Here is a 26580-nt window from a genome sequence, read left to right on the forward strand (position 1 = left end):
ACCCGATCCAATTGTGGGAGCGGGCTTGCCCGCGAAGGCGGCCTAGTAGCCGGCCTATCTCCTGCGGTTGTACCCGATCCAATTGTGGGAGCGAGCTTGCTCGCGATGGCGTCGGCTCAGCCTGCATCAATGCACGCGTTACCCCTTGGCATCAGGCGCCGCCATCTCCTTGGTTTCCAGATGATCCAACGCCCGCTCGACTAACAACTGCACCCCATCGGCCATGCGGCTGATTGCCAGGGCGATGCAGCGGCGTGAGTCATCCACGTCGTCAGCCAGGTCGGCGGCGATGGTGCTGATGGACAGCAGGTCTTCGGAGGCGTTGGCGAGCAGGGTTTCGGTGTCGATGTGAGGAGCAACGATGAAGAGCTGGCTTTTATCGATTTCAGGTGGGTCAGAGGGCTTGGGGTTGAGGTAGTAATCGAGGGCGCGGGTGGCGGCGTCTTCGAGCTTTTTTTCTTCTTGCGCTTCGACGCGGGATTTGTGGCCGTTTTGTGGCGGATTTGGAGTGACCTTGAACATAAATGCATTACCCGATATGTAATTGAATGAAGGCTGACACCTTTCGTTGCACCGAAAGAGGTGGCAGCTACGCGCGGGTGTGCAAGACCGGGCATATCGGACCCCGGCAGACCTCGAGAGTCTCCCGCACGCAGCCGCCATAAACACACCAATACGAGCATGAGCCGTTTGGCGTAGCAGTTGCGCGCCGATATGTACCGGACTTGCACGTCCGTGTCACCGTTTTTTGCGATGACGAACAAAGGTTAGCGGTGCCCCAGAGCCCTGCCTAGTTCACGAACAGCCCGGCGTGTTGAAGGAAATGTCCGAGGGTTGGGCAGGGGAAAGGGATCAAAAAATCGCAGCCTTCGGCGGCTCCTACAGAAACCGATGTAGGAGCTGCCGAAGGCTGCGATCTTTTGATTTTTAGTTTTGTGACTTGGTAGTCATCTTTCGCGAAAACCAGCTTATCTTCCGACAAAGCGATCCGATGATGGCGTTATGCCGAAGAATCGCTAAACTGCCAGCATTGATCTTTTCTCACGAGGCTGTGCCCATGAAATTTCGTTTTCTGCTGTGGATGCTGGGGTTGTTGATGGGCAAGGCCAGCCGGACCAATCCGGCGTTCCAGCAGCAGTTGGGCGACAAGGAGCTGGTGTTCCAGCTGCAGACCCTGGACGGCAAGGTCGCCCGGCATTTCACCGTGAAAAACCAGCGCATCACCAGCCAGTCCGGCGTTTATCCGACCCCGGCCTTCGCCATCGCCTTCAAGGACGCCGCCTATGGCTTCGCCACGATGCAGGCCAGGAACAAGCAACTGGCATTCATGATGGGGATTCAGGACAAGTCGATCCAGATCAAGGGCAACCCGGCGCTGGTGATCTGGTTTCAGGGGCTGACCAAGTACTTGAAGCCGAGGAAGGCGAAAGCGAAGATCTGAGGCGCTGCGGATACTTGTGGCGAGGGGATTTATCCCCGCTGGACTGCGCAGCAGGCCCAAAAAGGTTGACTGTGTTTAGCCTGCATGACTGGGGAGGTTGGTTTTAGGGCCGCTTCGCAGCCCAGCGGGGATAAATCCCCTCGCCACAAGAGCTTCACTCACTTGCACAAGGCAGGTGAATCTATTCAGCCATGGCTGAACTGCGAAGCCAGTTCGCGCAGTAGCGCTTCGGCTTCAAGCACTTTACTGACCACGTCATTGACCTTGTCCCGAGACAGCCCTATGCGCTCGAGCAGAGCATCGGGAATCTCCTCGTCCGGACCGGAGCCGATCCCTCGCGAGCGCAGCAGGCGCACGGCCAGGCACACCAGGTTCGGGTAGGCGGCGTATTCGCCGTCGTAGTGCGGGTCGTGCTGGAAGCGCAGGGCGGTGGCCAGTTCGTCGGGCATGTCCCAGTAGCGCATCAGCCATGAGCCGATCTGTTCGCGACTGATTCCCAGCAGGTGCTGTTCCACGTAGCTGTGGCACAGGTGCGGGTTGACCTCCAGGTGTCGGCAGATCAGCGAGAAGTGCGGTGGGAACACGTGGGCCAGCAGCAGGTAACCGAAGTTGTGCAGCAGGCCGGACAGGTAGGTCAGGCCACCCTCGGGACGCTGGGCGCGCGGCATGGCGCGGGTCAGGCCTTCGATGACGGCGGCGGTGTAGATCGACTGGTGCCAGTACGGCGTGGTGTGTTGCGGGTGGTCTTTGGGCAAGCTCAGGGTCTTGCCCAGGGCCAGGCCCAGTGCCAGGTTGATCACCAGGTCGAAGCCCAGTACCCGCACGATGGCGTCTTCCACTGAACGAATCTTGCCCGGCGACGCGTAGTAGGGCGAGGCGGCCCAGCTCACCACTTGCGCGGCCAGGGCCGGGTCGGTTTCCACCACGCCGGTGATGTCGTCGATGGTGGCGTCGGGGTCGACCCGCAGCTTGATGATTTTCTGGGCGGTTTCGGCCAGGGGCGGAATCTCGATGGTTTCTTCCAGCCGTTGCTGGATACGCCGGGCGGTGAACGCCTGCACAGCCTGGGTGATTTCCGCGCGGTCGTCGTGGGGGCGGTCCAGGTTGGGGGTGATGTTGCTCACGGCTTCGCCGAACGTCGCGGCGCTGGCCTTGGTGAGCATGGTCTTGAACGCTTCGCTGGTCACTTCCAGCAGCAGCCCCGGCTCGCCGGAGTTGATCAGCAGCTTCGGTTCGCGCAGCAGGCTTTCTTCATACAGGCACGGTGAGCTGGTCAGCGCCGGCAGGCCGGGCAGCAGGCTCAGGCTGTGTTTGCCGAGCATGCGCTCCAGGCGTTCGGTCGGCACTGCCGTGAGCTTGCGCCCGGTGAGTTCGGCCAGGCGGTTGAGGTCCAGCAGCTGGCTTTGCGGAAACAGCACCATGAGCGCGCCAACGGCGTCGTGCAGCAACACCGCCTGCACTTTGCGGGCAGGGTTCAGGCCGGGTCGTTCGAGTACTTCGTCATAGCCGATGCCCAATTTCTCGAGCAACAGCCGAATAACAGACGGAGCGTGCGGGGCTTCGGGGACGAGGGCAGCTTCTGTCATGGTCTGTATCCGTTTTCCTACAAGTTGGTCAGTATAACCAGCTTGTCCTGCACGCGGGTCTGGAAAACTGAGCGCGTGCTCACACTTGGCCGTATTGCTGCCCATGACGCAGCCAGCGATCCAGCAGCGGGCTGACGTGGTCGGGCCAGCGTTCCAGCAGGGCCTGGGCGGCGTCGCGTACGGCGGGGAGCAGATCGGCGTCGCGCATCAGGTCGGCTACCTTGAATTGAAGCAGACCTGTCTGGCGTGTGCCGAGCATTTCACCGGGGCCGCGCAACTCGAGGTCTTTTTCGGCGATGACGAAACCGTCGTTGGTTTCGCGCATGATCCCCAGCCGCTGGCGGCCGATCTGCGACAGCGGCGGGTGATAGAGCAAGACGCAATGGCTGGCGGCGCTGCCCCGGCCCACCCGGCCGCGCAGCTGGTGCAATTGCGCCAGGCCCAGGCGCTCGGGGTTTTCGATGATCATCAGGCTGGCATTGGGCACGTCGACGCCCACCTCGATCACGGTGGTGGCGACCAGCAGTTGCAGGGCGCCGGCCTTGAATTCAGCCATCACCGCGGCTTTCTCGGCGGGCTTCATGCGGCCGTGGATCAACCCGACCTTCAACTCGCCGAGGGCGGCGGTGAGGTCCTCGAAGGTGGTTTCGGCCGCCTGGCAGGTCAGTTCTTCCGACTCTTCGATCAGCGTACACACCCAATAGGCCTGCCGGCCCTCGGCACAGGCGCTGCGCACGCGCTCGATCACTTCCACTCGTCGGGTATCGGTGACCAACACGGTATTGACCGGCGTGCGGCCGGGAGGCAGTTCGTCGAGGATCGAGGTGTCGAGGTCGGCGTAGGCGCTCATCGCCAGGGTCCGCGGGATCGGCGTGGCGGTCATGATCAGTTGATGAGGGCACATCCGCCCACCGACGCCTTTCTGCCGCAGGGCCAGGCGCTGTTGCACGCCGAAGCGATGCTGTTCGTCGATGATCACCAGGGCCAGGTTCTTGAACTGCACTTCGTCCTGGAACAGCGCATGGGTGCCGACCACCATCGGTGCGCCCTCGGCGATCTGCGCCAGGGCGGCGGCGCGGTTCTTGCCCTTGAGCTTGCCGGCCAGCCAGGCGACTTCGATGCCCAGCGGTTCGAGCCAGCGCTGGAAGGTGATGAAGTGTTGTTCGGCGAGAATCTCGGTGGGCGCCATCAGCGCCACCTGATAACCCGCCTCCAAGGCCTGCAGCGCGGCGAGGGCGGCGACCACGGTCTTGCCGGCGCCGACATCGCCCTGGATCAGCCGCAGCATTGGCTCGGGCTGGCTCAGGTCGTAGGCGATTTCGTTGCCGACTCGTTGCTGGGCGCCTGTGGGGGTGAAGCCGAGGTTGGCCAGGTAGCGGGCCGGCAGGTCCCTGGCCTTGGGCATGGCCGGCGCGCGCAGGGAGCGCAGGCTTTCGCGCAGGCGTTGCTGGGACAGTTGATGGGTCAGCAGCTCTTCGAACGCCAGGCGATGTTGGGCCCAGTGATGGCCGAGGGCGAGTTCGTCCACGTCGGCGTCGGCGGGTGGATGATGCAAGTAGCGGATCGCGTCGGCCAGCGGCGCCAAGTGGTAATCCCGGGCCAGTTCCGTGGGCAGCCAGTCGGGCAGGCTGCTGGGACCGAGCAACGTCAGGGTTTGCTGGCAGAGCTGGCGCAGGCGTTGCTGGGTCAGGCCTTCGGTGAGCGGATAGACCGGAGTCAGGGTTTCATCCACGGGCGGCGGTTCGTCGCCGGTGATGCTGCGGTATTCCGGGTGGTAGATCTCCAGCCCCGACGCCCCGGGCCGCGCCTCACCGTAGCAGCGCACGCGGGTGCCCCGCTTGAGGCCTTCCTTTTGCGCGTTGCTGAAGTGATAGAAGCGCAGGCTGAGCCCGCCGGTGCCATCCTGCAGGCGCACCACCAGGCTGCGGCGGCGGCCCATGACCACGTCGGCGCCGCTGACGGTGCCTTCGATCACCGCATCCTGCCCCGGACGCAGATGGCCGATGGGCACCACGCGGGTGCGGTCCTGGTAACGCAACGGCAGGTGAAACAGCAGGTCCTGGAGGTTTTCCAGGCCGACCTTGGCCAATTTCTCGGCCATGGCTTCACCGACACCCTTGAGTGTCGTGACCGGCACTTTCGACAGCTCAGTCATGACCGCGGCTTACTTGCCAGCGGGCGGCTTGGCCACGGAGCACAGGCGGATCGAGTCGGCGAGGATTTCGATGGCCTTGGGCCGCGGGAAACTGGCGCGCCAGGCGATGGCGACGGTACGGAACGGCACGGGCGGTGTCAGCGGGCGGACTTCGATCACGCCGGGGGAGTAATGATGGCTGTCCACTGCCGACAGCGGCAGGATCGAGATGCCCAGGCCGGATGCGACCATGTGGCGAATGGTTTCCAGGGAGCTGGATTCCACCGTGGTGTGCTTGGCCCCTTCGCTGCCCTTGGTCAGGGTCGGGCACGCTTCGAGCACCTGGTCGCGGAAGCAATGGCCTTCGCCGAGCAGCAGCAGGCTCTTGTCGTTGAGCAGGGCCGCGTCGATGGTTTTTTTCTGGGTCCAGGGGTGCTCTGCCGGCATCAGGACGTAGAAAGGCTCGTCGTAGAGCGGCAGGGTCAGGACGTCGGCTTCGTTGAACGGCAGGGCGATGATGATCGCGTCCAGCTCGCCGTTGCGCAGCTTGTCGCGCAGCACGTGGGTGAAGTTTTCTTCGATGTACAACGGCATCTGCGGGGCGACCCGGTGCAGTTGTGGAATCAGGTGGGGGAACAGGTATGGGCCGACGGTGTAGATCGCGCCGACTTTCAGCGGGGCGGTCAGTTGGTTCTTGCCGGCCTGGGCCAGTTCGCGAATGCCTTGGGCCTGCTCCAGGACTTTCTGTGCCTGGGCGACGATGCCTTCACCCACCGGGGTCAGGCGCACGGCGCTTTTGCTGCGCTCGAAAATCAGCACACCGAGTTCGTCTTCAAGTTTTTTCACGCCCACCGACAGCGTCGGCTGGCTGACGTGGCAACGCTCGGCCGCATGGCCGAAATGCTGCTCTTGGGCGAGGGTCACGATGTAGCGTAATTCTGTGAGGGTCATGGCGAGCGTCCGTGAAGTTGCGAGCCAAGCATACCGGCTGCAATCGATAGACGCACGTTATCAGACTGGGGGCGCGGTGTGACACTGTCGAATGTCTGTGTGGCGAGGGGATTTATCTGTGGTGAGGGGATTTATCCCCGCTGGGCTGCGCAGCAGCCCTCAAAAACAGTACTGTCGTCGGGAAGTCAGGAAGATGAGGTCATCTATTTTTAGGGGCGCTACGCGCCCCAGCGGGGATAAATCCCCTCGCCACAGATAAATCCCCTACCCGGATAAATCACCACAAAAATAAGAAGCCCCTGTTACAGGGGCTTGCAAATTTGCGATCAGCGCCGGCGCTTGTCGATGGAGTACACAAACGGTGCCGTCAGTTCGATGGTGCCGTTGGTCAGCAACTCCGCCGGTGGCTTGGGCAGCGGTTGGGCGCGGCGGATCATTTCCAGTGTGGCCCGGTCCAGCAACTCCGTGCCGGAACTGCCCACCAATTCGAATGACAGCACGTTGCCGTCGGCATCCACCACGAAACGCAAGCGGTTGGTGCCTTCCTTGTTCATTTGCTGAGCCCTGGGCGGGTACTTCTTGTACTTGCCCAAGTGCGCCAGCAGCGTGCCCTGCCAATTGGCCTTGGCGGCCATTTGCGCCGGTGACGGGCCGGGCGCCGGTTGCGCGGACTTCTCGGTCGGTGCCTGGGTCGGCTGAGTGTCGCTCGGTTTCTGCTCCGACGGCTGTTCCTTCGGCGGCTCCGGCTTTTTCTCGACCACGGGCTTGGGTTTGGGCGGTTGAGGCTTGGGCTTGGGCTTGACCGGCTTGGGCACGGCGATTTCCGGCTTCGGCGCTTCGGCAAGCTTGGGCAGCGGCAGCTCTTCGACCGGCTCGGGCGGTTGCGGCGGTGTGACGATTTTTGGCGGTGCCGGCGGTGGCGGGGCAGGCACTGGCGCCAGTTCGACCATCATCGCCTGGGGCGGCAATTCGATGGGCGCGCGCGAGGTCCAGTTCAGTGCCAGGGCGATGGCGAGCGCATGCACGCCCAATACCACCACCAGGCTACCGCTGTAACGCGTCAGCTTTTGGCGCGTCGTGATCATTTCTTGGGCGCCGTCTCGAGTCCGACCAGGCCGACCTTCAGGTAGCCGGCGCTTCGCAGCGCGTCCATCACGCTCATCAGGTCGCCGTAGTCCACGCCTTTATCGGCCTGGAAGAAGATCGTCGTGTCTTTCTTGCCCTGGGTCTTGGCGTCGAGGGTCGCGCCGAGGGTGTCGGCCTTGACCTCGTCTTCACCCAGGAACAGGCGTTGGTCGGCCTTGACGCTGAGGAACACCGGTTTTTCCGGCCGCGGCGAAGGCTTTGCCGTCGACGCCGGCAGGTCGACCTTGATGTCCACGGTGGCCAGCGGGGCGGCCACCATGAAGATGATCAACAGCACCAGCATCACGTCGATGAACGGCGTGACGTTGATTTCGTGGTTCTCGGCCAGATCGTCGTCTGCGCCTTCTTTCAAATGCAGGCCCATGGCCGATTACCCCACTTTCACCATGTGCGGTTGCGAGCTGCGCTCGGACGGCAGGTGATCGAGGTCACGGCTGACCAGCAGCAGGACTTGCGCCGAAGCGTCGGAGACCTGGGCCTTGTAGCCGGCAATGGAGCGGGCGAAGACGTTGTAGATCACCACGGCTGGAATGGCCGCGACCAGGCCCAGGGCCGTTGCCAGCAGGGCTTCGGCGATGCCTGGGGCGACGACGGCGAGGTTGGTGGTCTGGGTCTTGGCGATGCCGATGAAGCTGTTCATGATGCCCCACACGGTGCCGAACAGGCCGACGAAGGGGGCGGTGGAACCGATGGTGGCGAGCACGCCGGTGCCGCTGCTCATGTTGCGACCGCAGGCGGCAACCAGGCGCTCCAGGCGGAAACTCACGCGTTCCTTGATGCCTTCTTTCTCGCGGCTGTTGGCCGACAGCCGCATCTCTTCGAGCGCGTCGTGCACCAGCAGGTTGGCGAGGGTGCCTTCCTTCGCGGCGGTGGTGCTGGCTTCCTTGAGGGTGGCGGCTTTTTTCAGGGCGGCGATTTCACCGCGCAAGCGACGCTTGGCACCCAGCAGTTCGAAGCCTTTGGCAATCCAGATGGTCCAGGTGATGATCGAGGCGATGGCCAGGCCGATCATCACGATTTTCACGATAATGTCGGCGTTCTTGTACATGCCCCATGGCGACAGGTCGTGGGCCATGCCCAGGGTATTGTCGGCTTCGAGCATTTCAGGTGCCTGGGCCTCGACGGCTTGGGCTGGATCGGTGGCGACCGGCGTCGCAACGGGAGCGGCCGGGTCAGCAGGCGCCTGGGCCGCTGCAGGTGCGGCGGCCGGCGTCGTGGCGGGCGTCTGCGCATCCGCGAGCGCGGCGACAGGTGCCAGCAGCAGGCTGAACAGCAAGGCGGCTACCGTGCCCCAGGCACGAGGTCGGTTGGTTGGCGAAGCGGGGGATAGAGAGCGTTTCATGCTGGCCGGACCTGAGAAAAAAAGAAGGTTGATGTTCTTCCAGGCCTCGTGGGCCGAGAACAAAAGTGGCGGGCATTATTGCAAGTAATTCTTGTTAACAAAAGTAATACAGTTACTTTTTTTGTCCCATGGCTAGCCGCTCGTCCCCCTCGGAGGCTAGTCTGCGGCTTTGCCAGAGGAGTTCTTGATGTCCGCGCCTTCTGTTTTGATCGCCGGCTGCGGTGATATCGGCGGCCGCCTGGCCCGCCAGTTATTGGCCGAACATTGGCAGGTCCATGGCCTGCGGCGTACGGTTTCGAGCCTGCCGGCCGGCGTCATCGGGGTGGCGGGGGATCTGTTCAGCGAGCAATGCCCGGCCGATTGGCCCACCGGTTCGCTGGATTACCTGGTGTACAGCGCCGCGGCCACCGACCATGACGAAGCGGGCTATCGCACGGCGTATGTCGAAGGCTTGCAGCATGTGTTGGGCTGGCTGGAGCAGCACGGGCAGCGGCCCAAGCGTCTGCTGTTTGTGTCCAGCAGCAGTGTGTATGGGCAGCAAGCGGGGGAATGGGTGGATGAAACCTCGCCCACCGTGGCCGGGGGGTATTCCGGCCGGCTGATGCTCGAAGCCGAGCAAGTGGCCTTGGACAGTGGTATCCCCGCCAGCCGCGTGCGCCTGACCGGCATCTATGGCCCGGGCCGCGAATGGCTGCTGAACCAGGTGCGCCAGGGCTACAGCGTGGTGGAAGATCCGCCCCTGTACGCCAACCGCATCCATGCCGACGACGCGGCGGGCCTGCTGGCCTTTCTGCTGGAAGCCGATCGCCAGGGCAAGCCCCTGGAAGACTGCTACATCGGCGTCGACGACACTCCCGCCGCGCTGGCCGACGTGGTGGGCTGGCTGCGCAACTACATGGGTGTCACCCAATGGGCCGAAAACGCCAGCGTCCGCCGCGCCGGTAGCAAGCGCTGCAGCAACGCCCGGGCCAAGGCCCTGGGCTGGTCGCCGCGTTATCCGAGTTTTCGCGAGGGGTATGCGGCGATTCTGGAAGGGCGCTGCTGACACGGCATCAACGATGCCTTTGGGGCCTAGGCTCGCTCGTTGGCCGTGAGCCGCTATTGCTGTGGCCCGCGCAGGCGCCGTGGTGCCCATCGAATGCACGGGCACCATGGATCCACCCTCGAACTCCAGCCCACGCCTGCACTCAGGTCGTGTAGTCGGCGTTGATGCGGATGTAACCCTCCGAAAGATCGCACCCATAGACGGTGAACTGTCCTTGGGCGATGTTCAGGTCTACCGAGATCAGCACTTCCTTGCCCTGCAGGTAACCCTTGACCGCCAGTAGCCCGGCCTCGTCCAACTGGTGCGGATACGCCTCGGTCTCACCGAAAACGATGCGTACCTTGTCCGGGTCGATGTCCTGCTCTGCCTCGCACTTGCCGATTGCCATGGCTACGCGCCCCCAGTTCGGGTCTGCGCCATGGACAGCGGTCTTGACCAGCGGCGAGTTGACGATGGCCTTGGCCACACGCTTGGCCTGCGCATCATCACGCGCCCCCGTGACGTGCACCTCCAGCGCCTTGCTCGCGCCTTCGCCGTCCGAGGCGATCATGCGCACCAGCCCAAGGGCGATGTCATAAAGCGCTTGCTCGAATTCGACCATGTCCACTTCGCCCGCCAGTCCGTTGGCGAGGATCGCCGCGGAGTCGCTGGTGGAGGTATCGGTATCGATGCTCAAGGCATTGAAGGTCTTGTCGATCACCCGACGAAACAGCGCATCCAGCACATCGGGGGCGATGCGGGCATCGGTAAAGAAGAACGTCAGCAGGGTCGCCATGTTCGGCTCGATCATTCCCACGCCCTTGGCGATGCCCACCAGGCTTGCGTTGCCGACCTGGCGTGCTGCGTACTTGGTGTGGGTGTCGGTGGTCATGATCGCCGCCGCGCAGCGTTGGAAGTCGGCGGGTTGCAGGGGCGGTACGTTGCCCAGGAAGGTGCGGATCTTCTCCATCGGATACTGGCGACCGATCACGCCGGTCGAGGCGATCACCAGCGCCTGCGGGTCGACGTCCACAGCCCGGGCCAGCCCCGCGCGAACTTCCTGGGCATTGGCCAAGCCTTCGGGGCCTGTGGCGACGTTGGCGTTGCGCGCGATCACCACCACGCCTTGTGCGGTATCACGCTGGGCGACCTCGCGGGACAGCGTCACACTCGGGCCGGCGAAGCGCGATTGAGTGAACACGGCACTGATGCTGGCCGGCACGTCGGAGATGACGGCCATGAAATCGTCGCGGCTGTCCTTGATGCCCAGGTTGGCGATGATGCTACGAAAGCCTTTTGGCTGAATGTGCGTGGCGCTCATGTCAGGTCCTTCAGATGAATGATTGATTCCATGCCTGTGTGCCTTGTGCCGAGCAGCATGCGCAAGCGCATGCGGTCCGGCTTGCCGGTCGGCGTCAACGGTATCCTTTCGATCGCCGCGATGCCAGCGGCAACGCCCAGTCGCTCCAGCAGCATGACAAGCGTCGAGCGCTTTTGAGCAGCGATGACGGGACTGGCTTGCAGCACCACGTGGGCGCGACGGCGATCCTGTTCGTCGACCAGCACGACCACCCGTTCGAGTACCAGCGACTGTGCAAGACGTCCTTCCAGGGCGGGCGTGAACTGTGTCCCCTGTGCGGTCAGCAGGGCGTCGTTCGTTCGTCCCAAGGGCATCAGGCTGCCATCGTCCAGTCTGCGGGCGACATCCCCGGTGGGATAGGTGTCGTCCTCGACCGGGTTGGCCGGGAGGGGGAAGTAACCGGAGCCCCGATGCGCGGAGCGAGCGACGATTTCGCCGACCTCCGGCTGCGCGGGGTCGAGTACCGCCAGTGTCACCTCGACATCCCCCACCGCACGCATGCCGCAGTTGACCTGTGGGCCGGGGGCGAAATTGGCCAGGATCATGCCGAACTCGGTGGAACCATAGATTCGCTTGATGTGTATGCCCAGACCGCGCTCGGCTTCCAGCACCACCTGATCGTCCAGGTAGGCGCCGCCGCAGAACGGCCGGGTCAGCGCCGGCAACCGGGTGCCGAGCCGTTGCGCGGCTTGCGCCAGCGCCAGGTATTGCGAGGGCAACGCGCTCATCACGCTGATGCGCTTCTCGTCGAGGGTGCGCAGGGTGTCCTCGATTCGGGACGCTTCGCCCAGGTAAAGCGTGGCGCCCGTCAGCAAGGCAGGAAACACATGGAGGTCGACGGCATGGCCGCCATCGAGGGTGTGGATGTTCAGGTAGCGCGCGCTGTCATCGAGGCCGGCGCACTCGACCCAGTGCAGGATCTCCCGAAACAGGCGGTCCTGGCGCCATAGGGCGAGTTTCGGCGTACCCGTGCTGCCGGAGGTTTCCTGCATGCGCATCAGCCCGGTTCGCTCCTGCCAGGCGGGAGCTTCCTGGTTGACGGGGATCGAGGTGTGCAGGGCGAAGCCGGGTACATCGATGCCGTCGGGTACGATGCCCCGTTCATTGACCAGAACGGTGGCACCGACCTGGGCCAGGCGCATCGCCCGGTGCTCGGCACTGCTGGCCAGATTGATCGGGCAATGGACCAGGCCCAGGCTGGCCATGGCGAACAAGAGCGCCACATAGCCGGTGCTGTTGCCAAGTTGGGTCGCCACCACATCGCCTTCTCGCAGGCCCGCAGCCTGCAAGCGGGCGCGCAACAGGTCGATGGCTTGCAGCAGGTCGCCGTAGGTGCTGGACGTGCCGTGGCTGTCGATGACTGCCGGATGGTCTCGATGATGCGCAACCATGCTGAGGAACTGGCGCTGGAACATTCGTTGGTTTCCTTGGTGATCAGCCGAAATACAGCTTCAAATGTTCGCCCACTGTGCGAAAGCCGATCTCACCCAGGCGATGACGCAACGGGCCGCCGCTGCAGGTAAACGTCAGCGGCTTGCGCTGGCGGCGGTGGATGCTGGCACAGACGTCACTCAGCAGCCTGTCCGAAACGCCACGCAGCCGGTGACGGGCCTCGACGAAGATGAAGCCCAGTTGCTCGTGCTGTTCGTCCTGGCTGGTCAGGGCCGTGCAGCCGCCGAGCTGGCCGTCCACCTCGATCACATGCAGCGCCTGGCGCTGGGTGAGCTGGCGGACGGTATGCGTGGCCTGTTCGCTACTGGACACGAGCTTTACGCCGGAGTCTTTCTCCATCTGGATCCGGTAGCCAACCAGGGTGGCTTCGTCCTCAGGCCCGGCCAGGCGGGTGCTGAGTGCCGGCGTCGATTCGACCGGGAAAGGGGCGAACTGCTTGAGCAGCACTTCGTCGCGCCGCCCGATCAGCGGCAGCCAGGCGGGCGGCCAGTGTTCCAGCAAGCGCTCCAGGACGGCCTTGGGACCGATCGCCATCTGCGGGCTGACATGCCCTGCGGCAACGTGTGCCAGCAACGCTGCGTCCGGCTCGCCGGCAACGAGGATGACCGGCACGGCGAACGGCGGCAGGCTGGGCAACAGGGCGACGGCACCGAGCAGGTGGCCGCCCTCCTGACGCACATAGACTTGCAGTCCCTCGGCGCGATTGCTCAGTGCGCCGGCGAGGAACAACTGGGCGTCGGCATCGTTCGACTGGCCGATAAAAGCCAGCAACTGGGGGTATTGATCCGGCGCGAGGGGGTGGATGTTCAAGGCAGCATTCTCGTTCTAATGGGATAAAGGGGACGGCAAGTTGCGCCAACTGGTCGGGTCCAGTGGCGAGGCGCTGAAGTCCAGTCGCGACTGTTGTTTGCCCAGCGCCAGGCAAGCGGCCGATTGAGAGGCCCAGGGACCGCCTTCAACGTCGCGCCGCCACATCAGCGCATCGTCGGCGCTGCTGTACTGGCCGCCATCGGCCAATAGGTGCAGCCAGCGACCCCAGGCTTGCGCTGGGGACGCCGTCGCGAGGGGCCGAGGCAGCGGGCTGGCGGCGAAACGGGGCAGGTGCCGTGCCAGGCGTGGGTGATCCGCGCCGATGCCGCGGTAGCACAGGCCGTGGATACCCTTGCCCAGATGCACCGAGCGCAGGATCCGGGTGTCCCATTGATGGAGCACCAGGCCGTTGGCATCGGCCAGTCCCAGGATGAAGCCGTTGTACTGGCTCAGGCTGTCGGCGTCCCAGCGGTGCGCGGGTGCTTGCAATGCGATGAGCGGCAGCTCGCCACGGCTGCGGGTTTTACCGGCGACGTGCTCTGGGCGGTTGACCAGAAAACTCGCGCGGTGCTGGTGAACGTCAAGCGCCAGCCAGGTGCCGCCGGATTGCAGGTCCAGGCCGCCGATCACCTGTGGATGCTGCTCGGGCCAATGCGCGGCCGGGGCTTGCCATGGGCGTGCGACCGACTCGTCCCGCACCGTGGCCAGCAACACCGGCCACTGGGGTGAAAGGCCGAGCGCGGCAATGATCGTGCACACGCTCAGGCGCTCTCCAGCGCCGCGCCGGGTGCCGAGGCGATGGCCTCGAACGTCACCTGGCCGCGTAGCAGCTTGCGGCAGGTATTGGGCAACAGCCCGCGCCGGCCGTGCAGGGTGCGCTGGTTATCGATGATCAACAGGTCACCCTTGTGCCAGCGATGGCAGTACAGGTACGGGTCGGCTGTCAGGTGCCGTTCCAGTTCCGCGAACCAGGCAGCCGATGCGTCCTCGCTCAGCCCGGGCACGCGGACATCCCAACTGGCCTTGACCTGGCTGTCGAAAGGCAACGCGAGGTTGAGCGAGCGGACACGGCCGTAGTCGCGGAACGTGGATATCGGATACCAGCCCTCGGGCACCGTGGCGAAGTAGCCTCGCTCAAAGGCCAGGTATTCGAGCCGGCCGTCCAGCAGCGGTTGGCGCAACGATTCGGGCATGTCCTTCCAGGCCGCGAGCTGGTCGCACACGACGGTTGCGCCATCTTCGTCGATGTTCGCAACGTCGGCGGCATACAGGATGATGAGGTCGACCTGGGTGCCGAGCAGGATGCCGTCCGTATGCAGCGGCAGGCTGCCACGGCCGGTAATGACCTTTTCCTTATCGTGGGTGCCGTCGAGCTTGAGGATGTCGGCGAAGCCGTAGCCAACGTTGGCGCTGCCCTCGTCGTAGGACACCTTGTCCCCCAGGCTTTCGACGAACTGCCGAAAGCTGTCTTCGTCGAAGTGGACGTTGCGCAGCAGGGTCACGCCATGGTCGAGCACCGCCTGGCGAACGGCCGCCAGCGGTGTTTCGTCCGGCAGATGGACGCCCAGGCCAGAGGCGGTCAGGGTCTGGCCGCGCAGGTCGCGCAAAGAAACGGATGAGTTCATGGGCGGTTCCTTCAGCAGCGGTGAGCGAGTGAGTGCAGGGCGCGGTCGAGTACGTCTTCGGCACACAGCGGCGCCAATGGCGCTCGTACGGCCTGGTCCAGCTGGGTCGCCAGTATCTGGCGGTACAGCGCCGGCGCGCTGGCGGACTGGTGGGTGGTGACGTCGATCAACTGCGACAGCGCCGTGCCCAACCCATTGCCGTGGTGGATGGCGGTCTTCTTGCGCCAGGCGACCTCGGCAGGCAGCCATTGTTCGGCGGCAAGGCGCAGGTGGCCCTTTTCGCGGCCGCGGGTGGTCTTGACCGACGGACACGTGTCCAGCGCGCTACGCAGCACGGGCAGGTCCCAGTAGGGATGAACCAGTTCGCTGCCGCAGGCTTGGGCCGCGATGCCTGTGAGTTCGCTGGAGTAACGGGTCTTGTCGACCTCGACCGCGATGCTGTTGCGGATATCTTCAGCCAGGCCGTCACCCGTGGCCATGCCGGAGTTGATCAGATCCGAGCCATAACCGGTGAAAATCGTCCGGCCTTCTTCCAGCTGCCGACAGAACGCGGTGATTGCCACGCCGATCTCTACGGCCTGGGGCTGCGGATGGCCAAAGGCGCGGATGGTCTGGGGCAGCGCGTGCAGGATCGATTGCGGGTCGAGTTCGACACGGTTCAGTGGGCGTCCGAGTGCGTCGGCCAGTTGCTGGGCGTCATCGAACTCGTTGCCCCAGGGGGTACCGATGCTGAAGGCTTCGAAGTCCGGGCACTGCGCGGCGAGCAGGGCGGCGACCAGCCCGGAGTCGACACCACCGGAAACCAGTGCGGCGACCTTGCCGGGCCGCTGCAGATGGCCGGCGATACTTTCCTGCAACGCCCTGATCTGCGTCTGTCCGGCGAACAGGGCGTCGCCGTAGCGGTCGCTTTGCAGGGCCAGGGTGTCTTGCATTGCGTCACGCCTGACGCGCACCTGGTTGCCCTGCAACACAACCTCAAGGCGGCTGCTGTGCAACAACCGGCCGATGCCATGGATGCTCGAGCGATCGTCCAGGTGCACGCCCGCCTGTTCGCGCACGCCCAACTGGCAATCGGTCAGGCTCATCCAGGCGCTGGCAGCGATCAGCAGGTCGGTTGACAGAACGAAGTTGCCTTGATGGTCGGCGCTCCAGTACAGCGCGCAGGTGTTGCGGCTGCTGGTCGTCACGGTCAGCTGGTCGCCTTGCACCTCGATCAGGTTGTCTCCCCCTATGTGCAGGCGCGTGCAAGGACGGCCAGACGCATCGTGACGGTCGTCGGGCGCGGGGACCGGCCAGGCCGAGGCATAGCCATGGAAAGCCGAGGCGGCCAGCGGCACGTGGGCGGATTCGAAGCGGTCGAGGGGACGGCTGGAAAGCAGCAACCAGGGTTGTACGGTCATGGGGTCGCCTCCAGGCTCGGTTGCACACTGGAGCGGTTGAGGATCGTCTTCATCCGGCCCTGTGCCTCGCCAGCGGCGAAGGCCGCGCGATGCGCCTGTTTGCCGGCGATGCGGGTCTGTTCCAGCCCGGCGATGAAGTCTCGGTTGAGGTAGGTCTTGGTATTGCGGAACGCGGCATCGGTGAACGCGGCGGCGCGGTGGGCCTGTTCCAGGGCGCTGGCGCGCAGTTGTCCGGCATCGGCCACTGCATGCAGCAACCCGTCGGCCATGGCGCGCGGTGCTGGCCACTCGGCACAGGACATCAGCATGTTCTGCATCAGGCTTCGACCGACGATCTTCTCCAGCATGAAGCCGCCGAAGGTGCAGGCGATGCCCAGTTCGAACTCGGGCATCTTCAGCACGCAGCGATCGCTGCCGATCCGGTAGTCGGCGGTCAGGGCTATCTGCAGGCCGATGCCGATGGCGTAGCCATCGATGGCTGCGATCAGCGGACGGTTCAACTGCAGGGCTGCGATGTACAGGTCGGTGACGTGATCGATCCAGACATCGACCTCGTTGCCACCGGTGAATGTCGAGGTTTCGTGGAAGCTGCCGCCGGCACCGAACGATCGGCCCTCGCCGCTGTGCAGCAGCACTGCACCCACCGCGTCATCCTCGTTCAACTGTCTCAGCAGTCGGGTCAGCTGGGCCATCCGTGGCATCGACCACAGGTTGTGCCGGTGCGAGTCGGTGAAGGCCACCAGCGCGACGCTGTTTTCGAAAGTAATGTCGAAATCGTAAGTGAGGTAATCGTTTTCAAGACCTGGCATCGCTAACTTCCCGTGGCGTCCTTGGTGCGAAGTGGTGCTGTCGGGCCCGATAGCGCCCGGCACTGCCTAGTAGATAGGGCGCGCGTACGGCCTGGTACCTCCCGGAACAGGGAGGTTGTTAGCGTCGTGGCAACTCACTAGCTTCTGCGGCCGCTCGAAGGCTGGCGGACGCCCTATCCGCAGGGCCCGAGTCTCCAAGGCGAATGAAACAGGATCATCGATGTTACCCAGACACCGGTTCTCGAAAGAGATCAAGGACCAGATCAAGCAGTTGTACCGCTACGACAATTACCATGGCCCCCTCGCGTTGCTGCAGAACCTGTTCTGGATCAGCCTGGCGATCTATCTGGGCCAGTCCAGTCCCTGGCTGCTGCCGTTGTCCATCCTGCTGATCGGTTCACGACAACGGGCATTGGCCACGCTGCTGCACGAAGCGGCGCATGGTGCGCTGTGTCGCAGTAAACGGCTGGAAAAATTCCTCGGCACCTGGTGCTCGGGTTACCTGATTTTCCAGGGCTGGGCCAGCTACAAGCGCTCCCACACCCTGGATCACCACCACAAGTTGGGTGACCCGGAGCGCGATCCCGACTATCGGTACTATCAGCAGTCCGGGGTGTTCGAGGCGCGTTCGACGGCCAGGTTCGCGCTTGCGCATCTCATCAGGCCGCTGCTATTCCTGGGCGCACCGCAGAGCTTGAAGTATCTGCTGGTCAACCGACTGATCCGCAGCCCCAGCAAGTGTGAGCTGTTTGCGGTGCTCGCCTGCCAGGGCGTGCTCGGCGTGAGCCTGACGATGCTGTTCGGCGCCAAGGGCTATGTCCTCTACTGGCTCTTGCCCTACCTCAGTACCTTCCAGGCCTTGACTTGGTTCATCGAGCTCGCCGAGCATTACCCGATGATCGCCCAAGCCAAGAGCGATCTGCAGGCCACCCGAAACCGCTTCAGCCATCCGCTCGAGCATTTCTTCACGGCCATGCATGGAGAGAACTTTCACCTGATCCACCATCTCTTTCCTGCCATTCCGTACTGGAACCTCAAGAAGGCTCATCGGATCCTGCTCTGCGACGCGGCATACGCCACAACGAATGCGGGGTTTGGCGGGATCTTCATATCCTCCAATTTCGCGCCGTCGATGTGGGCCGACATTTTATCGAACGACCTACCAGCGACAGGGACCGTCATCAATGCAAGCTAGTTTCAGCAAAGGCGTTATCTTTGCACTCTCCGCCGCCGCACTTAACGCCACGATCGGCGTGCTCAGTAAAGTGCTCATGAGCAATGGCTTTACTGCCAGCAGTGTCGCCGTCATAAAGACGGTCCTGGGTTGTCTGCTGCTCTCGGCTTTGCTGCTGTTTCTCAAGCGTCCGGCGACGACAGCCAAATGGACCCAGGCGGCGATCTGTGCGTTCCTCGGTATCTTCGTGCTGTTCCACTTCGAAACATCTGCCTATCGGCATTACGCCGCGGCGGGCGTGGTCGTGATGTTGATGGCCAGCGCATCCATCTCCTCCATCGTGCTCGGCCGCATATTCCTCAAGGACGCCATCACCGCCAACGCCACCGTGGGCGCGGCCCTGGCTATCGCCGGGATCGCGGTGATCTTCGGCGCCGACCTGCGGCAGGGCTTCACGCTCCAAGGCGCTGCGCTGGCTTCCATGGCGGGCTGCGGCTACGGGGCGTTTTCGGTCGCCATGAAGCGGATGGGCGTGTCCGGTGGGTTGCACTTCACCCGTCAACTGCTGTTCTTCGGCAGCCTGTACTTGTTGATGCCGGCCGCGGCCGACGGTTTCGTGATCGGTGAGCTGTCGTCCCTGGCGATTGCCGCGCTGCTGGCGCTGGCTGCGCTGCCGACCATCCTCGGCTTTTTCTGCACCACCAAGGCCATCGAATACCTCAAGCCCTCCCAGGTGCAGGCCTTGGAGCTGACCGAACCGCTGTTCGCCGCCCTGCTGGCGTTTGTGGTGCTCAATGAGGTGCCTCGCGAAAGTCTGTACGCGGGCGCGGCACTGATCATCATCGGCTTGTGTTTTTCCAACGAGCTGATCCGCCTGGGCAGAAAAACGCCTGTCCCGTCTCGCGCGTGAGCCTTTGCCAGAGGGCCTCGCTCGCACATTGATTTCAAAGCGCCATATCTCTATCTTATCGCCCCACTTTTGCGAGGGGGGCGGTTTCCCTCACGTGCTGTCTCAGGATGAGAGCACCGTCGAGCGGTGTCACAAGGAAGGGAATGGCTGTGCTGGCAATGGATGAGCTGATACAACTCAGCGAAACGGAGTGCTTCGAGGATTGGCTGGCAGGGTTGAAGACGCTGACCCGCAAGCTGGGCTACGCGAACTTCCTGTTGGGCCTCAAGCCCGGCCCCGCTGCCATGAACCAGCAGGTGCTGATCCACAGTGACTATCCCGGCGCCTGGCGCAAACGTTACGACGCCCAGGGTTATGTGGCGGTTGACCCGATCGTCCAGCATTGCCTGAACCTGAACCAGCCGTTGCTCTGGAACCGTGAAAATTACCGTCGGCCCACGGAATCGGCGTTCTTTGAAGAGGCTGCCGTGTATGGGCTCCAACGCGGACTGGCGCTGCCCCTGCATGGTCCACGGGGTGAGGCGGGTATGCTCTGTCTCAAGCACTCCGAACACGGTGCCCGAGCCACCCGCGCCATGATCGAAACCTTGCCCCTGGCGACAATGCTGCGTGACTACCTCATCGAGCGGGTCCTCAAGGCCCAGGCTGAACACCATGCGCCGGTGCATGTGACGCAACGGGAGAAAGAGGTGCTGCAATGGAGCGCGGCGGGCAAGACGACTTGGGAGATCGCGATGATCCTCTCTTGTACAACCTCGGCAATCGACTTCCATTTCAAGAACATTCGCCGCAAGTTTCAGGTCAGCTCGCGCCAGATGGCAGTGCTCAAGGCTATCCAGCAGAAATCGATCACGCCTTGAGCGTCACTGCGGACGCTGGGCGAGGTCGCTCTCCTGCAGGCGCCCGCTCAAGTACAGGCGCAACAGAATGTAAACCGGGGCGGGGACCTGGCTGGTGCATTCGATACGACTGGCGCAGGCCTGGCTGATGCCGAACCTTGACCAGAACTCGGTCTGGCTCTGCTTTTGATCCAGGCGCAGGCTGATGGCTTGGCGCGCAACCTCGCGCACGGTCGAGGTCTTGAGTAACTTCATCGGGCTGAGTCCTTCAAAAGGCAAAAACTAGCAAATCCGTCAGGCCCCAACTACCTCCCGGATCGGGGAGGGTCTCATTTATTCATTGCGAATATACGCTGTGCGACATATTTCAATCCGCCGGTATATACCCGTCATGTTTATCTCTATTGGCCGTCGCCACAAGATCAATCCTCAAGCACTGAATAACATGCACAAACTTCGGGCGCGTATCTTCAAGCAAAAGAAGATGTGGGATATACCACTGATCAATGACATGGAAATCGATGGGTACGATGCACTCGATCCTTATTACATGATCATCAATCGAAGCGCGGAGCAGGCATACGTCTGCGGTTGCTGGCGGATCCTTCCTACCACCGGGCCGAATATGTTGGCGCATACATTTCCCGAACTGCTGCACGGACAACCGGCGCCGTGCTGCGATTCGATCTGGGAGTTGAGCCGGTTTGCCATCGAGATGCCCCATGACAACCGCTTCGGCTTCTCCCAAGGCACTGTCCAGGCGATCCACGCCATTGTGAATTTCGCCCTCGGGTGTGGGGTGAAGCAGTTCGTGACAGTTACCACCGTCGGTGTCGAGAAGATGCTCATCCGTCTGGGATTGGACACCAGCCGCTTCGGCCCGGCCTTGCAGGTTGGCGTGGAACGGGCGGTGGCGCTGCGCATCGAGCTGAATGATCGAACCACGGCCGCGCTGGAGCGAGCGATCGAGGTCTATCTTGGAGACGCTGCCGATTTTTAGCATCGCCGTTTTGCTGGCGAAGTTGGCCGAGGCGATACCGGAGGTGAACATGGCCCGTTAGTACTGCAAGACTTGCGGCAATGGGTTGGCTCGACGGTAACCTGCGATTGGGCATTGAGCCAGGTTTCGAGGCGTTGCCACTCGACGTCGTTCAAATCGGCAACCCTTTCCCCGCGTCGGCCAACCATGCGCAGGCCAAATTCCTCCGGCAGAGGTGGACCGAAGCCGCCGAAGCGCCAAGCCTGATTGAACACGAGGACGTTCAGACCGCCGGTGTCGTGTTCCAGAGCTTCGCAATTGTGAACGCAATTGTGCTGCCAGATGAAACCACCCTCTTCGGTAGGTTTATAGAAGTTGTCCGATACCTTGGAGCGGTCAGGTTTCTTCGAGGAAAAACGGGCGTCGTTCCAGTACTCGGCAATGGTCAGGACCTCAGAGACGATGCCTGCCCACACGACGCTGTGGCTTGAAGTGGGATTCACTGCCGAACCTGCAAATGCGAGCACGATGTCGCCCACTTTCGCCTTCTTGCGGATGCGCGGTTTGCAAACGGCAAGCGTTACCGCCGGCGGATCGTAGTTCGGGGCGGAGCCGGCGTCCGTAGCGATCACATACGTGTGGACTCGCAAAGCCATGCCTCCTGCGTAAAGGTTCTAACGAGGGGTGCCGAGGACACCATACTGCGATGTTCGACCCCGGTTCATTTCCCGCGAAAGCTACATCTCGCCTCGGCGCAGTTCCTCAATCGCCTTTTGCAAGCCTTTGGCGTCGACTGCCATTTCCTCCCCGAGCGATTTACCAGGTTCGAGTTTTTTCATCACAGCCATACTTTGATCATCATATAGAAGCAGTTGTGCTCCCGATGGCAACGTTACGGTACGGGCAACTCGGGAGTTCCCTCCGAGCGTAGGCGGTGGCGTCGTATCAACAACCCCCCCACCACCGGGTCGAGTGGGTTGGCCTAGTCGTTGACCTGGCTGTCCTAAGCTTTTCACGTCATAGTTCAGGTCTCTTGCGAAAACAGCCGAGCACCTGTCTCTCAGTATGGCCGGGACATTGTTCTCGCCAATACTTTCATACAGGTCAAGGCACAGATAAAACTGATCATCTACACCGATCACCGAGCCAGCAATTTTCTCGACACTGGCTGCAACCACTGCCATGACGTCCTTATTGATTTCGCTCGTGCTTGCCAAGGTGGAGGCGCTTGATCCAGAAGCCGTAACCAGCGACTTTCTCGCCTCCTTCAGCGCAGCCTCAATGGCGTCAATCGACGCTTTCAACTGCTTGGCTTCATCAGTCACCGGATCCATGCCCTTGTACTTTGCACTCGCCGCGCTCAACTGGGTGGTCAGCTCAAGTACGGTGCCCGCTCTGTCCGCTGTCGCCGAGCCGCTCAGCGTCACACTTGGACCACGAACCACTCCCGTGAGCTGTTCGATCGCCATTAAAGCGACTGTGTTGCGCTGGTTCCTGGTGAGCATCATCCGGTACGCGCTCGGTGTAATGCCGGAGTTACCGTAGGCTTGGCAAATGCTGTAGAGCTGATCCCTCAGCAGCTGAATAGAATGGGTTCGCAGGCCGATACTTGCCCCCGATTCCTGAAACGCTGCCGCCAGTGCAGCCACGTCCTCTTTTTCCAGGGATAACGAACCAGCCAACGTCTTGAGCGCATCCGGGCTGGGCTCGGGGCACAACACTTCGGTGTTCTTGCCAGCCCTATCCACGCGAGTGGAGTAGGTCAGTAAACGCTCGTCGGCCTCAAGAACTCGAGACTTCTGATAAGGCGCACACCCCGTCAGTAAACAGACACTCACAATCAACACGGATGACCAAGTCAAGTTCTTCATGATCTCTTCCCTAAGAATGCGAAGGGGAGGCGGTGCTGCATGCCCAGTCGGAGCGTAGATGGCAAATTGCTGCCTCGCCAATCCCTCGCCATGCATCCTCAGAAAGGCGACGGCGGTCAGAACCGTCCCACGCTGAAAGCCTTTCGCTCACGCATTTGAAGCATTCCTTCGGGACGCTCAAACAATGGATGGGTGCGACGTACTTCCTGACACTAAAGCTTGCAGGGGTGAGTACCGAGATGAGCTTGAACGTGCTCGCCTACAACCTGAAGCGGGTCGTGAAAGTCATGCACACAGGGAGGGCTCAAGGGCCAGGCTTGCTCGCGATGGCGGCGCTGCTTCACCGCGCTATCGCGAGCAGAGGATTTCGGTCTGAAGGGCTCAGATCCGACTTACTGCTTTTCCAACACCCACTGCCGGTTGCCCGGCGTGAACGACGGCATTTCATCGGCCAGCGCTGCATTCACGGTCTGGAAAATTTCCAGCGTCTTGCCATTGCGGGCAAAGATCCAGGTGTTGCCCTGGCCGTTCTGTTGCAGCCAGATGTTGTCGTTGCCGCCGCTCATGGAGGCGCAATCGCCGGCCAGGCACAGGGCGTAACGGTCGGCGCCCGGCAGGCCGCTGACCTGGCCGTCGGGTTGGAACTGCACGGTGGCGCCCTGGCCGGGGCCGTTGGCGATGTTCCAGGTACCGCCCAGGTAGGCGGCATACAGCGCGCGTTCGAAACTGGCGCCGATGGGTGCGCCCTCCGGTACCTGAACTTTCGCACGGTCGAACACCTGCTGCGGCTCGTTCTCGGTGGCGGCCTGGCTCAACTGATCGCCGTCGCGCTTGAGCTCGCTGGCGGAGCTGCCGTAGAAGTCGACTTTCCAGGTGCCGTCTTCTTCGCCCAGCAACTTGCCTTCGACGTTTTCAAAGCCGTTGGTATAGCGCGCCTGGCCGGCCCGGGTGTTGACGTCCCATTCCAGGTTCGGGCCATAGCCTTGCAGCGCTCCGCGCAGCGGGCCGCCCTTGGCGGCAGCGTCGATGGCCGCCTGGTTGATCCAGGTGCCGCTGATGTCACGGTCGGCAGGGTCGCTGGCGCAACCGCCCAGAAAAAGGGCGAGCAGCGAGAAAGCAAGCGCTTTGCGCATGGTGGAATCCTTTCAAGACGAAAACGGCGCAGCGGGGGAGGCTGCGCCGACCTTATTACTCGATGACCAGGATGGCATCCATCTCAACCTGCGAGCCCTTTGGCAGGGCAGCCACGCCAATGGCGGCGCGGGCAGGGTAAGGCTGGTCGAAGTACTTGCCCATGATCTCGTTGACCTTGGCGAAGTGACTCAGGTCGGTGAGGAAGATGTTGAGCTTGACGATGTCCTTGAAGGAACCACCGGCGGCCTCGGCCACGGCCTTGAGGTTTTCGAACACCTGCACGGTCTGGGCTTCGAAGCCTTCCACCAGCTCCATGGTCTTCGGGTCCAGCGGGATCTGGCCCGACATGTACACGGTGTTGCCGGCCTTGATCGCCTGGGAATAGGTGCCGATGGCGGCTGGGGCCTTGTCGCTGGTGATAACGGTCTTGGTCATTGATGACTCCTTGTAAGGAATAGGGCTATTGAGGCGCTATGCGCGCATGCGGGTGATGCGGATAACGCCGGTCAGGGCGCGCAGTTTCTTGATCACGCGGGCCAGGTGCACACGGTCGTGCACGCTGACCACCAATTGGACGACGCTGATGCGGCCATCGCGCTCATCCATGCTGATTTTTTCGATATTGCCGTCGGCGGCGTTGACGCTGCTGGCCAGCAGCGCGATCAGGCCGCGCTGGTGCTCCAGCTCGACCCGCAGCTCGACGTTGAATTCTCCGGTGACATCCTTGGCCCAGGAGAGCTGGATGCATTTTTCCGGGTTGTGGCGGATTTCGCTGATGTTACGGCAGTTGTCCAGGTGCACCACCATCCCCTTGCCGGCGGACAGGTGGCCGACAATCGGGTCGCCCGGGATCGGCGTGCAACACTTGGCATAGCTGAGCACCAGGCCTTCGGTGCCGCGAATCGCCAGCGGGCCTTCGGGGCTTGGCAGTTGTTCGCCTTCGCCGAGCAGGCGACGGGCGACGACATAGGCCATGCGATTGCCCAGGCCGATGTCTTCGAGCAGGTCTTCGATCAATTCGAGGCGGTATTCGTGGAGCATCACCTGCACGCGCTCGCCCGGGATCTTGTCCAGGGAGCTGTCGAAACCGTTCAGGACCTTGTTCAGCAGGCGTTCGCCGAGGCTGATGGATTCGGAGCGGCGTTGCAGTTTCAACGCATGCCGGATGTGCGTACGGGCCTTGCCGGTGACCACGAAGTTGAGCCATGCCGGGTTGGGCCGTGCGCCGGGGGCGCTGACGATTTCCACCGTGGAGCCGCTTTGCAGCGGCTCGGACAACGGTGCCAGGCGACGGTTGATGCGGCACGCGATGCAGCTGTTGCCGACATCGGTGTGCACCGCATAGGCAAAATCCACGGCCGTGGAGCCTTTGGGCAGCTCCATGATCCGGCCTTTGGGGGTGAAGACATAGACCTCGTCCGGGAACAGGTCGATCTTCACGCTCTCGATGAATTCCAGGGAGTTGCCGGCGCGCTGCTGCATTTCCAGCACACCCTTGACCCACTGCCGGGCCCGGGCGTGGGTGCTCTTGGGTTGTTCGTCACCGCTGGATTTGTAGAGCCAGTGGGCGGCGATGCCGTTGTTGGCCATCTCTTCCATTTCACGGGTGCGGATCTGGATTTCGATCGGGACGCCGTGCATGCCGAACAACGTGGTGTGCAGCGACTGGTAGCCGTTGGCCTTGGGGATCGCGATGTAATCCTTGAAGCGCCCCGGTAACGGTTTGTACAGATTATGTACAGCACCCAGCACGCGGTAGCAGGTGTCGACCTTGTCGACGATGATCCGGAACGCGTAGACGTCCATGATCTCGTTGAAGGCCCGACGCTTGCCGCGCATTTTCTTGTAGATGCCGTAGAGGTGTTTCTGCCGGCCGCTGACTTCGCCTTCGATGCCGTCGATGGCCAGGCAGTGGCTCAGGGACTCTTCGATCTTGTTGACGATTTCCTTGCGGTTGCCCCGGGCGCGCTTGACGGCCTGGTTGATCCGCGCCGAACGCATCGGGTGCATGGCCTTGAAGCCGAGGTCTTCGAACTCGATGCGGATCGCGTGCATGCCCAGGCGATTGGCGATGGGGGCGTAGATTTCCAGGGTTTCCTTGGCGATGCGCCGGCGTTTTTCGCCGGACAGCACTTCCAGGGTGCGCATGTTGTGCAGGCGGTCGGCGAGCTTGACCAGGATCACGCGGATGTCGCGCGCCATGGCCATGGCCATTTTCTGGAAGTTCTCGGCCTGGGCCTCGGCCTTGGTCTCGAAGTTCATCTGGGTCAGCTTGCTGACCCCGTCGACCAGTTCGGCCACGGTTTCGCCGAACTGCGCTTGCAGCGCTTCCTTGGCAATGCCAGTGTCTTCGATCACGTCATGCAGCATCGCCGCCATCAGGCTCTGATGGTCCATGTGCATGTCGGCAAGAATATTCGCCACGGCAAGCGGGTGCGTGACGTACGCCTCGCCGCTGCGGCGGCGTTGGCCGTCGTGGGCTTGTTCGGCGTAGAAATAGGCTCGGCGGACCAGGTTGACCTGGTCCGTGCCGAGGTAGGCCGATAAGCGATCGGCGAGGGCGTCTATGCTCGGCATGATGATGACTCCTGCC

The 26580-nt window shown here is 62.7% G+C and carries 26 protein-coding genes and 1 pseudogene; 7 read left to right on the forward strand and 20 right to left on the reverse strand.

Annotated features, from left to right (window positions below; translation table 11 throughout):
* Positions 1 to 138: 138 nt before the first annotated feature.
* Positions 139 to 522, reverse strand: a complete 384-nt coding sequence (locus BLP82_RS24795; protein WP_092174331.1) for a DUF6124 family protein — start codon at positions 520 to 522, stop codon at positions 139 to 141.
* Positions 523 to 1057: 535 nt separating this feature from the next.
* On the opposite strand from BLP82_RS24795, the gene BLP82_RS24800 reads away from it, so the two are divergent.
* Positions 1058 to 1441 carry a helicase gene (locus BLP82_RS24800; protein WP_092174336.1) on the forward strand — a complete coding sequence of 128 codons (384 nt, stop codon included), beginning with the start codon at positions 1058 to 1060 and terminating at the stop codon, positions 1439 to 1441.
* Between the two features lie 185 nt (positions 1442 to 1626).
* Here BLP82_RS24800 and BLP82_RS24805 read toward each other — a convergent pair whose 3' ends face one another.
* The 6 genes from BLP82_RS24805 to exbB form a co-directional block, all read right to left on the reverse strand.
* On the reverse strand, positions 1627 to 3027 hold the full coding sequence (locus BLP82_RS24805; RefSeq protein WP_092174340.1) for an aminoacyl-tRNA deacylase and HDOD domain-containing protein: 1401 nt from the start codon (positions 3025 to 3027) through the stop codon (positions 1627 to 1629).
* Positions 3028 to 3106: 79 nt separating this feature from the next.
* Positions 3107 to 5182, reverse strand: coding sequence for an ATP-dependent DNA helicase RecG (recG, locus tag BLP82_RS24810; RefSeq protein ID WP_060740038.1), 2076 nt, complete (start codon positions 5180 to 5182; stop codon positions 3107 to 3109).
* Positions 5183 to 5191: 9 nt separating this feature from the next.
* Positions 5192 to 6112 carry a hydrogen peroxide-inducible genes activator gene (locus tag BLP82_RS24815; protein ID WP_053126577.1) on the reverse strand — a complete coding sequence of 307 codons (921 nt, stop codon included), beginning with the start codon at positions 6110 to 6112 and terminating at the stop codon, positions 5192 to 5194.
* A 326-nt stretch (positions 6113 to 6438) separates the two neighbouring features.
* Entirely contained in the window at positions 6439 to 7197 is a 759-nt protein-coding gene (locus BLP82_RS24820; protein WP_092174344.1) for an energy transducer TonB, read from the reverse strand.
* Positions 7194 to 7622 (reverse strand): TonB system transport protein ExbD, encoded by a 429-nt coding sequence (gene exbD, locus BLP82_RS24825; RefSeq protein WP_060740040.1) that lies wholly within the window; start codon positions 7620 to 7622, stop codon positions 7194 to 7196. The genes BLP82_RS24820 and exbD overlap by 4 nt, the downstream gene beginning before the upstream one ends.
* 6 nt (positions 7623 to 7628) lie before the next feature.
* Positions 7629 to 8600 (reverse strand): tonB-system energizer ExbB, encoded by a 972-nt coding sequence (gene exbB, locus BLP82_RS24830; protein ID WP_092174491.1) that lies wholly within the window; start codon positions 8598 to 8600, stop codon positions 7629 to 7631.
* A 187-nt stretch (positions 8601 to 8787) separates the two neighbouring features.
* On the opposite strand from exbB, the gene BLP82_RS24835 reads away from it, so the two are divergent.
* Positions 8788 to 9645, forward strand: a complete 858-nt coding sequence (locus BLP82_RS24835; RefSeq protein WP_092174347.1) for an SDR family oxidoreductase — start codon at positions 8788 to 8790, stop codon at positions 9643 to 9645.
* 142 nt (positions 9646 to 9787) lie between these two features.
* On the opposite strand, the gene argJ is transcribed toward BLP82_RS24835, so the two are convergent.
* From argJ to BLP82_RS24870, 7 genes are read right to left on the reverse strand one after another with little or no spacing between them, the layout of a single operon-like run.
* Positions 9788 to 10945, reverse strand: a complete 1158-nt coding sequence (gene argJ / locus BLP82_RS24840) for a bifunctional glutamate N-acetyltransferase/amino-acid acetyltransferase ArgJ (RefSeq protein ID WP_092174352.1) — start codon at positions 10943 to 10945, stop codon at positions 9788 to 9790.
* Positions 10942 to 12399, reverse strand: coding sequence for a class I adenylate-forming enzyme family protein (locus tag BLP82_RS24845; protein WP_092174355.1), 1458 nt, complete (start codon positions 12397 to 12399; stop codon positions 10942 to 10944). Before BLP82_RS24845 ends, argJ begins: the two co-directional genes overlap by 4 nt.
* Positions 12400 to 12418: 19 nt before the next feature.
* On the reverse strand, positions 12419 to 13246 hold the full coding sequence (locus tag BLP82_RS24850; protein WP_092174358.1) for a GNAT family N-acetyltransferase: 828 nt from the start codon (positions 13244 to 13246) through the stop codon (positions 12419 to 12421).
* A gap of 15 nt (positions 13247 to 13261) precedes the next feature.
* The gene (locus BLP82_RS24855; protein WP_170842378.1) at positions 13262 to 14005 is read right to left on the reverse strand and encodes an NRDE family protein; all 744 of its coding nucleotides are present in this window, start codon (positions 14003 to 14005) and stop codon (positions 13262 to 13264) included.
* 2 nt (positions 14006 to 14007) lie between these two features.
* Positions 14008 to 14871, reverse strand: a complete 864-nt coding sequence (locus BLP82_RS24860) for a TauD/TfdA dioxygenase family protein (protein ID WP_092174365.1) — start codon at positions 14869 to 14871, stop codon at positions 14008 to 14010.
* 11 nt (positions 14872 to 14882) lie between these two features.
* Complete coding sequence (locus BLP82_RS24865; RefSeq protein ID WP_092174369.1) at positions 14883 to 16271, reverse strand: asparagine synthase C-terminal domain-containing protein; 1389 nt, start codon at positions 16269 to 16271, stop codon at positions 14883 to 14885.
* A complete protein-coding gene (locus BLP82_RS24870; protein WP_092174372.1) occupies positions 16268 to 17080 on the reverse strand; it encodes an enoyl-CoA hydratase/isomerase family protein in 813 nt (270 codons plus the stop codon). The genes BLP82_RS24865 and BLP82_RS24870 overlap by 4 nt, the downstream gene beginning before the upstream one ends.
* Positions 17081 to 17300: 220 nt before the next feature.
* On the opposite strand from BLP82_RS24870, the gene gntB reads away from it, so the two are divergent.
* From gntB to BLP82_RS24885, 3 genes are all read left to right on the forward strand, one after another.
* Complete coding sequence (gntB, locus tag BLP82_RS24875; RefSeq protein ID WP_092174375.1) at positions 17301 to 18275, forward strand: guanitoxin biosynthesis L-arginine gamma (S) hydroxylase; 975 nt, start codon at positions 17301 to 17303, stop codon at positions 18273 to 18275.
* Complete coding sequence (locus BLP82_RS24880; protein ID WP_092174378.1) at positions 18265 to 19164, forward strand: DMT family transporter; 900 nt, start codon at positions 18265 to 18267, stop codon at positions 19162 to 19164. The genes gntB and BLP82_RS24880 overlap by 11 nt, the downstream gene beginning before the upstream one ends.
* A gap of 143 nt (positions 19165 to 19307) precedes the next feature.
* Complete coding sequence (locus BLP82_RS24885) at positions 19308 to 20024, forward strand: LuxR family transcriptional regulator (RefSeq protein WP_170842379.1); 717 nt, start codon at positions 19308 to 19310, stop codon at positions 20022 to 20024.
* Between the two features lie 3 nt (positions 20025 to 20027).
* On the opposite strand, the gene BLP82_RS24890 is transcribed toward BLP82_RS24885, so the two are convergent.
* Positions 20028 to 20258, reverse strand: coding sequence for a hypothetical protein (locus tag BLP82_RS24890; RefSeq protein ID WP_092174384.1), 231 nt, complete (start codon positions 20256 to 20258; stop codon positions 20028 to 20030).
* Between the two features lie 136 nt (positions 20259 to 20394).
* On the opposite strand from BLP82_RS24890, the gene BLP82_RS24895 reads away from it, so the two are divergent.
* On the forward strand, positions 20395 to 21003 hold the full coding sequence (locus tag BLP82_RS24895) for an acyl-homoserine-lactone synthase (RefSeq protein WP_092174389.1): 609 nt from the start codon (positions 20395 to 20397) through the stop codon (positions 21001 to 21003).
* Here BLP82_RS24895 and BLP82_RS30885 read toward each other — a convergent pair.
* Together BLP82_RS30885 and BLP82_RS24905 are read right to left on the reverse strand one after the other, a co-directional pair.
* On the reverse strand, positions 21000 to 21638 hold the full coding sequence (locus BLP82_RS30885; protein WP_139197937.1) for an Nmad2 family putative nucleotide modification protein: 639 nt from the start codon (positions 21636 to 21638) through the stop codon (positions 21000 to 21002). The two genes, BLP82_RS24895 and BLP82_RS30885, sit on opposite strands and share 4 nt — an antisense overlap.
* A gap of 81 nt (positions 21639 to 21719) precedes the next feature.
* The gene (locus tag BLP82_RS24905) at positions 21720 to 22853 is read right to left on the reverse strand and encodes a hypothetical protein (RefSeq protein ID WP_092174397.1); all 1134 of its coding nucleotides are present in this window, start codon (positions 22851 to 22853) and stop codon (positions 21720 to 21722) included.
* Positions 22854 to 23008: 155 nt separating this feature from the next.
* Between BLP82_RS24905 and BLP82_RS32180 the strand changes: the two are divergent.
* Positions 23009 to 23143 (forward strand): annotated as a pseudogene (locus BLP82_RS32180) (hypothetical protein); the annotation flags it as partial.
* Positions 23144 to 23245: 102 nt separating this feature from the next.
* Here the strand turns inward: BLP82_RS32180 and BLP82_RS24910 are convergent.
* The 3 genes from BLP82_RS24910 to spoT are packed head-to-tail and all read right to left on the reverse strand — an operon-like array spanning position 23246 to position 26564.
* Positions 23246 to 23986 (reverse strand): hypothetical protein, encoded by a 741-nt coding sequence (locus BLP82_RS24910; protein WP_092174400.1) that lies wholly within the window; start codon positions 23984 to 23986, stop codon positions 23246 to 23248.
* A 55-nt stretch (positions 23987 to 24041) separates the two neighbouring features.
* Positions 24042 to 24422: a RidA family protein gene (locus BLP82_RS24915; protein ID WP_003229509.1), complete on the reverse strand. Its 381-nt coding sequence runs from the start codon at positions 24420 to 24422 to the stop codon at positions 24042 to 24044.
* A 36-nt stretch (positions 24423 to 24458) separates the two neighbouring features.
* Positions 24459 to 26564 carry a bifunctional GTP diphosphokinase/guanosine-3',5'-bis pyrophosphate 3'-pyrophosphohydrolase gene (spoT, locus tag BLP82_RS24920; RefSeq protein ID WP_053126562.1) on the reverse strand — a complete coding sequence of 702 codons (2106 nt, stop codon included), beginning with the start codon at positions 26562 to 26564 and terminating at the stop codon, positions 24459 to 24461.
* Between the last annotated feature and the right edge of the window lie 16 nt (positions 26565 to 26580).

The organism is Pseudomonas sp. NFACC37-1, assembly GCF_900101575.1.
Lineage (GTDB): Bacteria > Pseudomonadota > Gammaproteobacteria > Pseudomonadales > Pseudomonadaceae > Aquipseudomonas > Aquipseudomonas fluorescens_AA.

Coding starts and splice junctions, on each gene's coding strand:
- BLP82_RS24795 (WP_092174331.1), bottom strand. CDS start 522: ATGTTCAAGGTCACTCCAAATCCGCCACAAAACGGCCACAAATCCCGC.
- BLP82_RS24800 (WP_092174336.1), top strand. CDS start 1,058: ATGAAATTTCGTTTTCTGCTGTGGATGCTGGGGTTGTTGATGGGCAAG.
- BLP82_RS24805 (WP_092174340.1), bottom strand. CDS start 3,027: ATGACAGAAGCTGCCCTCGTCCCCGAAGCCCCGCACGCTCCGTCTGTT.
- recG (WP_060740038.1), bottom strand. CDS start 5,182: ATGACTGAGCTGTCGAAAGTGCCGGTCACGACACTCAAGGGTGTCGGT.
- BLP82_RS24815 (WP_053126577.1), bottom strand. CDS start 6,112: ATGACCCTCACAGAATTACGCTACATCGTGACCCTCGCCCAAGAGCAG.
- BLP82_RS24820 (WP_092174344.1), bottom strand. CDS start 7,197: ATGATCACGACGCGCCAAAAGCTGACGCGTTACAGCGGTAGCCTGGTG.
- exbD (WP_060740040.1), bottom strand. CDS start 7,622: ATGGGCCTGCATTTGAAAGAAGGCGCAGACGACGATCTGGCCGAGAAC.
- exbB (WP_092174491.1), bottom strand. CDS start 8,600: ATGAAACGCTCTCTATCCCCCGCTTCGCCAACCAACCGACCTCGTGCC.
- BLP82_RS24835 (WP_092174347.1), top strand. CDS start 8,788: ATGTCCGCGCCTTCTGTTTTGATCGCCGGCTGCGGTGATATCGGCGGC.
- argJ (WP_092174352.1), bottom strand. CDS start 10,945: ATGAGCGCCACGCACATTCAGCCAAAAGGCTTTCGTAGCATCATCGCC.
- BLP82_RS24845 (WP_092174355.1), bottom strand. CDS start 12,399: ATGTTCCAGCGCCAGTTCCTCAGCATGGTTGCGCATCATCGAGACCAT.
- BLP82_RS24860 (WP_092174365.1), bottom strand. CDS start 14,871: ATGAACTCATCCGTTTCTTTGCGCGACCTGCGCGGCCAGACCCTGACC.
- BLP82_RS24865 (WP_092174369.1), bottom strand. CDS start 16,271: ATGACCGTACAACCCTGGTTGCTGCTTTCCAGCCGTCCCCTCGACCGC.
- BLP82_RS24870 (WP_092174372.1), bottom strand. CDS start 17,080: ATGCCAGGTCTTGAAAACGATTACCTCACTTACGATTTCGACATTACT.
- gntB (WP_092174375.1), top strand. CDS start 17,301: ATGTTACCCAGACACCGGTTCTCGAAAGAGATCAAGGACCAGATCAAG.
- BLP82_RS24880 (WP_092174378.1), top strand. CDS start 18,265: ATGCAAGCTAGTTTCAGCAAAGGCGTTATCTTTGCACTCTCCGCCGCC.
- BLP82_RS24885 (WP_170842379.1), top strand. CDS start 19,308: ATGGCTGTGCTGGCAATGGATGAGCTGATACAACTCAGCGAAACGGAG.
- BLP82_RS24890 (WP_092174384.1), bottom strand. CDS start 20,258: ATGAAGTTACTCAAGACCTCGACCGTGCGCGAGGTTGCGCGCCAAGCC.
- BLP82_RS24895 (WP_092174389.1), top strand. CDS start 20,395: ATGTTTATCTCTATTGGCCGTCGCCACAAGATCAATCCTCAAGCACTG.
- BLP82_RS30885 (WP_139197937.1), bottom strand. CDS start 21,638: ATGGCTTTGCGAGTCCACACGTATGTGATCGCTACGGACGCCGGCTCC.
- BLP82_RS24905 (WP_092174397.1), bottom strand. CDS start 22,853: ATGAAGAACTTGACTTGGTCATCCGTGTTGATTGTGAGTGTCTGTTTA.
- BLP82_RS24910 (WP_092174400.1), bottom strand. CDS start 23,986: ATGCGCAAAGCGCTTGCTTTCTCGCTGCTCGCCCTTTTTCTGGGCGGT.
- BLP82_RS24915 (WP_003229509.1), bottom strand. CDS start 24,422: ATGACCAAGACCGTTATCACCAGCGACAAGGCCCCAGCCGCCATCGGC.
- spoT (WP_053126562.1), bottom strand. CDS start 26,564: ATGCCGAGCATAGACGCCCTCGCCGATCGCTTATCGGCCTACCTCGGC.